The following is an 11072-nucleotide window of genomic DNA, read 5'->3' on the forward strand; positions in this document are numbered from 1 at the left end:
CCCGAGGAGCGCCCCGAATGAGTCTGACCCTGAGGACCATCAGTCGCGAGCAGCATCTGGCGTATATCCAGACACTGCCGTCGGCGAGTCATTGCCAGGTCCCGGCATGGGCTGACGTGAAAAGCGAATGGCGCTCGGAGAACCTGGGCTGGTTCGACGACAGGACCGGCGCGCTGGTCGGTGTGGGCCTGGTGCTCTACCGGCAGCTGCCCAAGCTGAAGCGGTACCTCGCGTACCTCCCCGAGGGCCCGGTCATCAACTGGTACGCCCCGAACCTCGACGAGTGGCTGCAGCCGATGCTGGCGCATCTGAAGCAGCAGGGCGCCTTCTCCGTGAAGATGGGTCCGCCGGTCGTGATCCGCCGCTGGGACGCTCCGGCGATCAAGGCCGGCATCCAGAACCCCGACGTCAAGCGGCTGCGGGACACCGAGGCGACCCACATCGAGCCGCGTGCCTTCGAGGTCTCCGACCGACTGCGGCGGATGGGCTGGCAGCAGGGCGAGGACGGCGGCGCCGGCTTCGGTGACGTGCAGCCCCGCTTCGTCTTCCAGGTGCCGCTGGCCAACCGCTCCCTGGACGAGGTCCAGAAGGGCTTCAACCAGCTGTGGCGGCGCAACATCAAGAAGGCCGAGAAGGCCGGCGTCGAGGTCGTCCAGGGCGGCTACCAGGACCTCGCCGAGTGGCAGCGCCTCTACGAGATCACCGCCGTGCGCGACAAGTTCCGTCCGCGGCCCCTCGGCTACTTCGAGCAGATGTGGCGGGCCCTCAACTCCGAGGACCCCAACCGCATGCGGCTGTACTTCGCGCGGCACAACGGCGTGAACCTGTCGGCCGCGACGATGCTCGTCGTCGGCGGCCACGTCTGGTACTCCTACGGGGCCTCGGACAACATCGGGCGTGAGGTCCGGCCCTCGAACGCGATGCAGTGGCGGATGCTGCGCGACGCATACGCCATGGGGGCCACTGTCTACGACCTGCGCGGCATCTCCGACTCGCTGGACGAGACCGATCACCTCTTCGGTCTGATCCAGTTCAAGGTCGGCACCGGTGGCGAGGCCGCCGAGTACATCGGCGAGTGGGACTTCCCGCTCAACAAGCTGCTGCACAAGGCGCTGGACATCTACATGTCGCGCCGCTGATCCCGCACAATTTCCTTCCATAACTCTGATACACCGCAGACACGAGAAAGGTTCCGGGATCCAGCCATGGCGCTCACGCTCTATGTCGACACCGCGCGCTGGCGGGCACACCAGAAGCACCTGCTGGAGCAGTTCCCGGGCATCGTCCCGGTCTGCAAGGGCAACGGCTACGGCTTCGGTCATGAGCGCCTCGCCGAGGAAGCCACGCGCTTCGGCTCCGACGTCCTCGCCGTGGGCACCACCTACGAAGCCGCCCGGATCAAGGACTGGTTCAGCGGTGACCTGCTGGTCCTGACCCCGTTCCGGCGGGGCGAGGAGCCGGTGCCACTGCCCGACCGCGTCATCCGCTCCGTGTCGTCGCTCGACGGCGTGTACGGCCTCGTGGGCGCCCGTGTCGTCATCGAGGTCATGTCCTCGATGAAGCGCCACGGCATCAGCGAGCAGGAGCTTCCGCAGCTGCACGCGGCGATCGAGGACGTGCGTCTCGAAGGCTTCGCGATCCACCTGCCGTTGGACCGCACCGACGGCTCGGACGCCGTCGAGGAGGTCATCGGCTGGATGGACCGGCTGCGCGCCGCCCGCCTTCCGCTCCACACGATGTTCGTCAGCCACCTCAAGGCCGGTGAACTCGCCCGTCTGCAGCAGCAGTTCCCGCAGACCCGCTTCCGTGCGCGCATCGGTACGCACCTGTGGCTGGGCGATCACGAGGCCACGGAGTACCGCGGCGCCGTCCTCGACGTCACCGCCGTCGCGAAGGGCGACCGCTTCGGCTACCGCCAGCAGAAGGCCGCGTCCGACGGCTGGCTCGTCGTGGTCGCGGGCGGCACCTCGCACGGTGTCGGCCTGGAGGCCCCCAAGGCGCTGCACGGCATGATGCCGCGGGCCAAGGGCGTCGCGCGTGCGGGCCTCGCGACCGTCAACCGCAATCTTTCGCCGTTCGTCTGGGCAGGCAAGCAGCGCTGGTTCGCCGAGCCGCCGCACATGCAGGTCTCGATCCTCTTCGTGCCGTCCGACGCCCCTGAGCCGAAGGTCGGCGAGGAACTGGTGGCCCATCTGCGGCACACCACGACGCAGTTCGACCGGATCGTCGACCGCTAGAAGTCGACAGAGAAGGGCCGGTACGACGACGCGTCGTACCGGCCCTTCTGTGTGTCCTTCTCTCGCTGTTCGCCCTGAGCGAACACGCCTTGGAGCGCCTCAGCGCGACAGGTCGGTGGCCGAACCCCACTGCACGGCGGGCGCGCCTGTCGAGCGCCTCACCGGCTGCGCCGCACGGCCCGCGTGCCCGAGGACGAAGACGTCTCTCGCGCCGTCCAGGACGCCCCCTGACGGGTCGTCCTCCCCGCCCTGGCGCACCACGTCCCGCTCCGGCATCAGGATGTCGCGCACGACCACGGCACACAGGTACAGCGTGCCCAACAGGTGGACGACGATGGCCAGTTGATAGCCCTCGGTCGGCAGCCCCTTATGGGCGTCCCCACTCGTCGTGTACGCCAGGTACATCCAGATCCCGAGGAAGTACGCGATCTCCCCCGCCTGCCAGATCAGGAAGTCGCGCCAGCGCGGGCGGGCGAGCGCGGCGAGCGGAACCAGCCACAGGACGTACTGCGGCGAGTAGACCTTGTTGGTGAGGACGAAGGCGGCGACCACCAGGAAGGCGAGCTGCGCGAAGCGCGGGCGGCGCGGCGCGGTGAGCCCGAGTGCGCCGATGCCCAGGCAGGCGAGGAGCATCAGCGCCGTCGCCAGGGTGTTGACGGTGTCCGTGGTCAGCGGGGAATCCATCCGCTGGGAGAGGATCAGCCAGAAGGACCCGAAGTCGACGCCGCGCTCCTGGCTGAATGTGTAGAACTTCGACCAGCCGTCACCGGCGAGCAGTATCACCGGAAGGTTCACGACCAGCCACGTGCCCACCGTGCCAAGCAGGGCCGTACCGAATTCCCGCCATCGCCCGGCCCGCCAGCACAGGACCAGGAGAGGGCCGAGCAGCAGCACGGGGTAGAGCTTGGCAGCCGTCGCGAGCCCGAGCAGCACACCGAAAGCGAGGACACGCGCGCGCGCCCACATCAGCATCGCGGCGGCCGTGAGAGCCACCGCGAGCAGATCCCAGTTGATGGTGGCCGTCAGCGCGAGCGCCGGCGCCAGGGCGACGAGCAGCGCGTCCCAGGGGCGGCGCCGGTGGGTGCGCGCGACACAGATGGCGAGGACCGCGGTGCAGGCCATCAGTATCCCGGCGTTGACCATCCAGTAGATCTTCTCCTGGTGCTGGATGGATCCGCTGCCGGGAGTCACCCAGGAGGCCATCTCCATGAACACCCCGGTCAGGACCGGGTATTCGAGGTACTCCATGTCACCGGGCAGCCTGTCGAAGTACGGCACGAGCCCGTCGGCGAAACCGCGCCCCTGGTAGAGGTGCGGGATGTCGGAGTAACACGCGTGCGTGTACTGCGAGCTCGCTCCGAAGAACCACGCGCCGTTGTAGCACGGCATCTTCTGGATCATCCCGAGCGCGAACATCCCGAGCGCGACGAGCAGGATGACGCGCACGGGGGTCCACCAGCTCGCCGTGAACAGCACTCTTCGGCCGGCCGGTCCCCCGATCAGCTCGCTGCCGGCCCTGGCGACCTCGTCCTCCTTGGTCGGCCGTACGGGCTCCTGCGGGCTCACGGACTCGTACGCGCTCGTACGCGCCGTCTCCGCACCGGGGTCTGCACTGTGGGGGTCTGCGCTGGGCATGCCCGCCATCCTGCCGTACGTAGCTGGGAACGCGGAGAGGACCGCCGCACCCATCGGTGCGACGGCCCTCGTTTCACGTGAAACATCCGTGGGGGAGTCCCGGCGGCCTGCCGGGGAGCGCCCACAGAACCGGCTCAGCCTCCCGCGCCGCGAATGAAGCCTCCGCCTCCGCCGTCTTCGTTGCCCTCGTTGGCTCCGCCACCGGCCGGATCCTCTGTCGCCGGGGGTGACTCGCCCCCTGGGCCGCCGTCGACGCCGCCCTGGCCTCCTCCGTTCCCCTGGCCGCCGTTGTGGTTGCAGTCCCAGTCGAACGGGTCACAGGACTCGCCGGGGTCGGGTGACTTCGTCGGGGGCTTCGTGGTCCCGGACTTCGAGGGCGTAGGCGACGTGGTCTTCTCCGGCTCCTCGGTCTTCGTCGGGGGCGGCGGGGGGGGCGGGGTCTCACCGACGACCTCGCCGATCGGACCGGGCACGGGGAAGGGGATGGCTCGCGCGTTCTTGAGCGCCTGCTCCATGTAGTCGTGCCAGATCTTCGCGGGGAACGAGGCGCCGTGGATCTTCTCCTCGCCGCCCGTACCGAACATCTCCAGGAACTTGCGCTTCTTGTTGGTCTCGTCGTCGTCGAGCCGGTACATGCTCACCGCCGTCGACAGCTGCGGGGTGTAGCCCACGAACCAGGCGGACTTGTTGCCATCGGTCGTACCGGTCTTGCCCGCGACCTGACGTCCCGCGAGCTTGGCCGAGGTGCCGGTGCCCCGCTCCACGACGGTTCGCAGCACGTCCGTGACGTTGTTGGCGACGTCCTCGTCGAAGGCCTGCTTGGTCTCACTCTTGTGGTGGTAGACCGTGTCGCCCTCGTGCGTCACCTCTGTGACGGAGTACGGATCGTTCTGCTTGCCGCTCGCCGCGAAGGTGGAGTACGCGCCGGCCATCCGGATCGCACTCGGTGACGAGGTACCGAGTGAGAAGGACGGGTAGTTGGCGCTGGCCATGGACCGGTCGTCCTTGAGGCCGGCTGCCATGGCCGACTCCTTCACCTTGTCCAGACCGACATCCATGCCGAGCTGCACGTAGGCGGAGTTGACCGACTCCCGCATCGCCTCGCGGAGGTTGATCTGGAAGCTAGGAGCGTTGTACGACCGGCCACCGTCGTTCTTCTGGTTCCACTGCTTGCCCTCGCGGTCCGTCCAGACTTCGCCGTTGTACTTCTGGATCTTGAGCTCGTCCTTGCCGCTGTACAAGCTCTTCGGGTTGACGATGGTGCGTTCGGAGTTCGACTGCACCTCGCCGAGATCCGGGTTCCGCACGCCGTACTTGAAGGCCGCGGCCAGCACGAACGGCTTGTACGTCGAACCGACCTGGGCACCGGTCTGGTCGGCGTTGTTGGTGAAGTGCTTCGTCGCGTCCTCACCGCCGTAAATGGCCTTGATCGCGCCGTCCTTCGGACTGACGGAGGCGCCACCGAACTGGACGTGTGTGTCCTTCTCGGGCCGGACCTTCGGGTTGATCCGCTTCTTGCGGACCTTGTTCACCGACTTCTCGAGCTCCTTGACCTTCGTCCTGTCGAAGGTCGTGTGGATCTCGTAGCCGCCCCGCTGGAGCTGCTCGGCGGTGATCTTGGTGTTCCTGATGACGTACGCCTTGGCCAGGTCCACCAGGTAACCGGTCTGGCCGCGCAGGTCAACGTTCGACCGGGGGTTCTGCAGCTTGGGGAACTTGTTGTACTTGGCCCGGTCCGCAGCCGTCAGACGGCCGTCCTTGACCTCCTCGTCGAGGATCCACGACCAGCGCTTCTTGGCACGCGCGGTGTTGTCCGTCTTGTTCGCCGCGGGGTCGATCTCCGGGGCTCCGGCGGGGTCGTAGTACGTGGCGCCCTTGAGCACGGTCGCGAGGAGAGCGCACTGGCTCGGGTCCAGCTCCTTGGCCTCGGTGTTGAAGTACGCCCGGGCGGCAGCCTGGATGCCGTAGGCCCCACGCCCGTAATAGGCGGTGTTGAGGTACCCCGCCATGATCTCTTCCTTGGAGACCGTCCGGCCGACCTTTATGGAGATGAAGAGCTCTTTGAACTTACGGGTGAACGTCTGCGACTGGTCGCCCAGACGCGCGTTCTTCACGTACTGCTGGGTGATCGTGGAGCCGCCCTGGGTCTGCCCGCCCTTGGCCATGTTGACCAGGGCGCGGGTGATGCCCATCGGGTCGACGCCCTTGTCCTTCTCGAAGGTCTTGTTCTCCGCCGACATGACGGCGAAGCGCATCTCCTCGGGGATGTCGTCGTAGTCGATGATCTGGCGGTTGCGCTCACCACCGGTCGCGACCATCTGCTTGCCGTCGGCCCAGTAGTAGACGTTGTTCTGGGCCTTGGCCGCCTTGTCGACCTCCGGCACCTCCACCAGGGCGTACGAGATGCCGGCGACCGCCATCAGGCTGCCGAGGAACCCGAGGAACAGGCCGCTGACCAGGCGCCACGACGGAACCCAGCGCCGCGCACCGGTCTTGTTCGCGCGGGGGTAGTCGATGAACCGCTTCTTGCGTGGAGGCTCCGCGCCGCGACCCCTGCCGCGGCCGGCCCCGCCCGGGCCCCCGGAGCCACCACCGCGACGGCCGCCACCACCGGCGCCCGAGCGCCCACCGCCGTCGGGTGCCCGGCGCCGGCCGCCGCTCGCACCGATCGAGCCACTGCGCTGTGCGGCGCGCCGGGCCTCGGCCCTGCCGCCGTAAGTTCGGCCTCCGTCGTCCGGAGCGCCCGGGGCGGGCGTCCCGTAGGAGGAAGAGGGCGACCCGGTGTCGCCTCGCGGTGCCGCACGGCGGCCCGAAGACGGTGCTTGGGCGCCACGCCTGGCCGCGGCGCGTCCGCCGCCCTGCGGCTGCGGCGGTTTGCGACGGTGCTCGCTCATCGAACGATTACTCCTCGGGCAGGCGCAGCTGTCCACGCCTGGAAACGGCGGCTGGTTTCCGGTCCCCCCGAAGTGCGGTCGCGCCCGTTCCAGAACGCACCCGCACCGCGCCGGGGACCACGACGCTCCCCGGCGTCACTTGGTTCCCGGCGGCATACATGGCGCACAGACTACGCACCGTCAAAACCCTCGTAGAGCCGAAGTTCACCCCAAATCAGGCAAGTTACTTCCTACGAATCGGTGATGTGACGCCGTTCACCGTGCCCCCTCTTGTATCAACCGGATCGCCGTTCTATCGTCTCGATGTATCGAGTCGATACATCAGCTCGGCATAAAGGCCGTACTGAGGGACCGTGACAGACGGGAGGCGAAGATGAGCAGGCGCTCCGGCATCCTGGAATTCGCCGTGCTCGGTCTGCTCAGGGAGTCCCCGATGCACGGCTATGAGCTGCGTAAACGACTCAATACGTCACTGGGAGTGTTCCGCGCCTTCAGCTACGGGACCCTCTACCCCTGCCTCAAGACGCTGGTCGCCAACGGCTGGTTGATCGAGGAGTCGGGCAGCACCCCTGAAGACGCCCTCGCAGCTCCACTCGCAGGACGTCGCGCCAAGATCGTCTATCGGTTGACGGCGGAAGGTAAGGAGCACTTCGAGGATCTGCTGTCGCAGACCGGCCCCGACGCATACGAGGACGAGCACTTCGCCGCCCGCTTCGCCTTCTTCGGGCAGACCTCGCGGGACGTACGGATGCGGGTGCTCGAGGGCCGCCGCAGCCGCCTCGAAGAGCGTCTGGAGAAGATGCGCGCCTCCCTGGCCCGTACCCGGGAGCGCCTGGACGACTACACGCTCGAGCTTCAGCGGCACGGCATGGAGTCCGTGGAGCGCGAAGTGCGCTGGCTGAACGAGCTCATCGAGAGCGAGCGAGCGGGGCGGGACCAGCAACGGTCCGCCCCCGACAGCTCCGCTCAGCAGAACAGCACATCTGGGGAGTCGGCGGGCCTGCCCCGGCGGCGGGAGACCAACCCGCCGCCGGATCCGTCCGACGACCCCGCCAAGTGAGACCCAGCGTTCCGCAGGGTTTCATCCGGAATACCGAGATCACACAGGGAGCAACCGGAATGGGTTCGGTTCGCGTAGCCATCGTCGGCGTGGGCAACTGCGCCGCCTCGCTGGTCCAGGGCGTCGAGTACTACAAGGACGCAGACCCGGACGCCAAGGTCCCGGGCCTGATGCACGTCCAGTTCGGCGACTACCACGTCGGTGACGTCGAGTTCGTCGCCGCCTTCGACGTCGACGCGAAGAAGGTCGGCCTCGACCTCTCGGACGCCATCGGCGCCAGCGAGAACAACACCATCAAGATCTGCGACGTGCCGAACAAGGGCGTCACCGTCCAGCGCGGCCACACCCTCGACGGCCTGGGCAAGTACTACCGCCAGACCATCGAGGAGTCCGCCGAGGCCCCGGTCGACATCGTCCAGATCCTCAAGGACCGCAAGGTCGACGTCCTCGTCTGCTACCTGCCCGTGGGCTCCGAGGACGCCGCGAAGTTCTACGCGCAGTGCGCCATCGACGCCAAGGTCGCGTTCGTCAACGCCCTCCCGGTCTTCATCGCCGGCACCAAGGAGTGGGCGGACAAGTTCACCGAGGCCGGTGTCCCGATCGTCGGCGACGACATCAAGTCGCAGGTCGGCGCCACCATCACGCACCGCGTGATGGCGAAGCTGTTCGAGGACCGCGGTGTCCGTCTCGAGCGCACCATGCAGCTCAACGTCGGCGGCAACATGGACTTCAAGAACATGTTGGAGCGCGACCGCCTCGAGTCGAAGAAGATCTCGAAGACGCAGTCCGTCACCTCGCAGATCCGCGACCGCGACATGGGCGCCGACAACGTCCACATCGGCCCGTCGGACTACGTCGCGTGGCTCGACGACCGCAAGTGGGCGTACGTCCGCCTCGAGGGCCGTGCCTTCGGTGACGTCCCGCTGAACCTGGAGTACAAGCTCGAGGTCTGGGACTCCCCGAACTCGGCCGGTGTCATCATCGACGCCCTGCGCGCCGCGAAGATCGCCAAGGACCGCGGCATCGGCGGCCCGATCCTCTCCGCGTCCTCGTACTTCATGAAGTCCCCGCCGGTGCAGTACTTCGACGACGAGGCGTACGAGAACGTCGAGAAGTTCATCAAGGGCGAGGTCGAGCGCTAAACAGCTCTCTCCTTGTTGCTCGTCGAGGGTCCCCGGGCATTCCGCCCGGGGACCCTCCTCGTATGTGAGGCTGTGCCCCATGGCTGTCGTCGGTGACCTGCGAATACTGCTGCGGCTGCGGGACTTCCGACGGCTGCTCGCCGTACGGCTGCTCTCCCAGGGGGCGGACGGCGTCTACCAGGTCGCGCTCGCCACGTACGTCGTCTTCTCCCCGGAGAAACAGACGTCACCGGCGGCCATCGCCTCCGCCATGGCGGTCCTGCTCCTGCCCTATTCGCTGATCGGCCCCTTCGCGGGGGTCCTGCTCGACCGCTGGCAGCGCCGTCAGGTCTTCCTGTACGGCAACATCCTGCGGGCCGCCCTGGCCGCGCTGACGGCCGTGCTGATGCTCAGCGGCGTCCCCGACTGGCTCTTCTACATCTCCGCCCTCTGTGTCACCGCCGTCAACCGCTTCGTCCTGGCCGGACTCTCGGCCGCCCTGCCACGCGTCGTCGACGCCGGCCGCCTGGTCATCGCCAACTCCCTCTCGCCGACCGCGGGGACACTCGCCGCGACCGCCGGCGGCGGACTCGCGTTCGTCGTCCGTCTGGTGGCGTCGGACTCGGACGCGGCGGTGGTCCTCCTCGGCTCCGCCCTGTACCTCTGTGCCGCACTCGCCTCGCTCCGCATGGCGCGCGAACTGCTCGGCCCGGACCCGGACCTGGTGCCGCCACGGCTCACTGCCGCGCTGGCCGGAACGGCACACGGGCTGAAGGCCGGGGTGCGGCACCTGGCCCAACGGCCCGCGGCCGCCCGCGCGCTGGCCGCGATGACGATGATGCGGTTCTGCTACGGCGCGCTGACGGTCATGGTCCTGATGCTGTGCCGGTACGCCTGGTCGTCGACGGAGTCCGACGGGCTCGCGCTGCTCGGCCTGGCCGTGGGGGTCTCCGGGGCGGGGTTCTTCGTGGCGGCTCTGGTGACACCGGCGGCGGTGGGGCGGCTGGGGGCGGGCGGCTGGATCGTCGCCTGCGCGGCAACGGCGGCGGTCCTCGAACCCACCCTCGGCCTGTCCTTCGAGTCCGCCCCGCTCCTCGTCGCCGCCTTCGTCCTCGGCCTGACGACCCAGGGCGCGAAGATCGCCACGGACACGGTGGTGCAGTCCGCGGTGGACGACGGCTTCCGCGGCCGGATCTTCAGCGTCTACGACGTGCTCTTCAACGTCGCCTTCGTCGGCGCTGCGGCAGTGGCCGCCCTGATGCTGCCGCCTGACGGCCGATCGGTTCCGCTGGTCGTCGCGGTGGCTCTGGTCTACGCGGCGGTTGCTGGGGCTATGGCCCGGTTTGACGCGCAGTAAGTGTCACATCAGTGCCACAGAGGCCCTCTGGGCTTCAGAGATAGCGCTGCGCACGGATAACTTACGGACGTCGTATTCGCGCCATCGCGCTTCCGTTCGAGGGGGACCCCCAAAGTGACCACTCCGCCGCCCCAGGGCCAGATGCCGTACCCGCCCCAGGGCCAGAACCCCTATGGCCAGCCCCAGGGCGGCGCCCCGTACGGCCAGCAGGCCTCAACGGCCCCGTACCCGGCGCACCAGGGACAGCCGGGTATGCCGCAGCAGCCGTACCCGCCCCACAACCAGGGTGGTCCCGTGCCCCCGCCGGCCGCCCCTCGTGGGCGTGGCAAGAAACTGCTCCTGCGGATCGGTGGCTTCATCCTGGTGGCGATCCTCATAGCCGTCGGCAAGACGATGCTCAACAAGAGCGACGCGGAGTCCACTTCGGTCGGCAGCTGCATGCACAACGAGGGCACGCAGTTCTCGCCGGACCTCAAGGAAGTCGACTGCTCCTCGAGCGAGTCCGAGTTCAAGGTGGTCGAGAAGTTCGACGACACCAGCGACAGCGACAAGTGCGAGGCCGTCAAGACCTCCGAGGTCGCCTACTACCAGAGCGGCAAGGGCCACAACGTCGTGCTCTGCCTGAAGAAGACCAAGTAGCAGAGCGCCGAGGGGCGCTGTCTCACGGTTTCACGTGAAACAGCGCCCCCCCGCGGTTTCCCGGGAGGGGGGGGGGGTGGGGCACAAAACCCCCCCCCCCCCCGCCCGCGCCACCCAAACGCACGCCCC

At 68.1% G+C, this 11072-nt stretch carries 8 protein-coding genes; 6 read left to right on the top strand and 2 right to left on the bottom strand.

What is annotated here, in order from left to right; all coding sequences use genetic code 11:
• Positions 1-17 precede the first annotated feature (17 nt).
• Positions 18-1139: a lipid II:glycine glycyltransferase FemX gene (locus ACFVYL_RS16195; protein WP_389716141.1), complete on the top strand. Its 1122-nt coding sequence runs from the start codon at positions 18-20 to the stop codon at positions 1137-1139.
• Between the two features lie 66 nt (positions 1140-1205).
• Positions 1206-2237 carry an alanine racemase gene (locus ACFVYL_RS16200; RefSeq protein ID WP_389716143.1) on the top strand — a complete coding sequence of 344 codons (1032 nt, stop codon included), beginning with the start codon at positions 1206-1208 and terminating at the stop codon, positions 2235-2237.
• A gap of 99 nt (positions 2238-2336) precedes the next feature.
• On the opposite strand, the gene ACFVYL_RS16205 is transcribed toward ACFVYL_RS16200, so the two are convergent.
• The gene (locus ACFVYL_RS16205; RefSeq protein WP_389716145.1) at positions 2337-3881 is read right to left on the bottom strand and encodes a glycosyltransferase family 87 protein; all 1545 of its coding nucleotides are present in this window, start codon (positions 3879-3881) and stop codon (positions 2337-2339) included.
• Between the two features lie 125 nt (positions 3882-4006).
• Positions 4007-6766: a transglycosylase domain-containing protein gene (locus ACFVYL_RS16210; RefSeq protein WP_389716147.1), complete on the bottom strand. Its 2760-nt coding sequence runs from the start codon at positions 6764-6766 to the stop codon at positions 4007-4009.
• A 373-nt stretch (positions 6767-7139) separates the two neighbouring features.
• Between ACFVYL_RS16210 and ACFVYL_RS16215 the strand changes: the two genes are divergently transcribed.
• The 4 genes from ACFVYL_RS16215 (at position 7140) to ACFVYL_RS16230 (ending at position 10943) form a co-directional block, all read left to right on the top strand.
• A complete protein-coding gene (locus tag ACFVYL_RS16215; RefSeq protein ID WP_389716149.1) occupies positions 7140-7826 on the top strand; it encodes a PadR family transcriptional regulator in 687 nt (228 codons plus the stop codon).
• A 59-nt stretch (positions 7827-7885) separates the two neighbouring features.
• Positions 7886-8968, top strand: coding sequence for an inositol-3-phosphate synthase (locus ACFVYL_RS16220; protein ID WP_389716152.1), 1083 nt, complete (start codon positions 7886-7888; stop codon positions 8966-8968).
• A 79-nt stretch (positions 8969-9047) separates the two neighbouring features.
• On the top strand, positions 9048-10304 hold the full coding sequence (locus ACFVYL_RS16225; protein WP_389716154.1) for an MFS transporter: 1257 nt from the start codon (positions 9048-9050) through the stop codon (positions 10302-10304).
• A gap of 114 nt (positions 10305-10418) precedes the next feature.
• Positions 10419-10943 carry a hypothetical protein gene (locus ACFVYL_RS16230; protein ID WP_389716156.1) on the top strand — a complete coding sequence of 175 codons (525 nt, stop codon included), beginning with the start codon at positions 10419-10421 and terminating at the stop codon, positions 10941-10943.
• Positions 10944-11072: the final 129 nt, after the last annotated feature.

Source organism: Streptomyces sp. NPDC058308 (genome assembly GCF_042880275.1).
In the GTDB taxonomy this organism is placed as follows: Bacteria; Actinomycetota; Actinomycetes; order Streptomycetales; family Streptomycetaceae; genus Streptomyces.

Bases quoted from the DNA above. Each gene is read 5' to 3' on its own strand.
- ACFVYL_RS16195 (WP_389716141.1), top strand. From the start codon at position 18: ATGAGTCTGACCCTGAGGACCATCAGTCGCGAGCAGCATCTGGCGTAT.
- ACFVYL_RS16200 (WP_389716143.1), top strand. From the start codon at position 1,206: ATGGCGCTCACGCTCTATGTCGACACCGCGCGCTGGCGGGCACACCAG.
- ACFVYL_RS16205 (WP_389716145.1), bottom strand. From the start codon at position 3,881: ATGGCGGGCATGCCCAGCGCAGACCCCCACAGTGCAGACCCCGGTGCG.
- ACFVYL_RS16210 (WP_389716147.1), bottom strand. From the start codon at position 6,766: ATGAGCGAGCACCGTCGCAAACCGCCGCAGCCGCAGGGCGGCGGACGC.
- ACFVYL_RS16215 (WP_389716149.1), top strand. From the start codon at position 7,140: ATGAGCAGGCGCTCCGGCATCCTGGAATTCGCCGTGCTCGGTCTGCTC.
- ACFVYL_RS16220 (WP_389716152.1), top strand. From the start codon at position 7,886: ATGGGTTCGGTTCGCGTAGCCATCGTCGGCGTGGGCAACTGCGCCGCC.
- ACFVYL_RS16225 (WP_389716154.1), top strand. From the start codon at position 9,048: ATGGCTGTCGTCGGTGACCTGCGAATACTGCTGCGGCTGCGGGACTTC.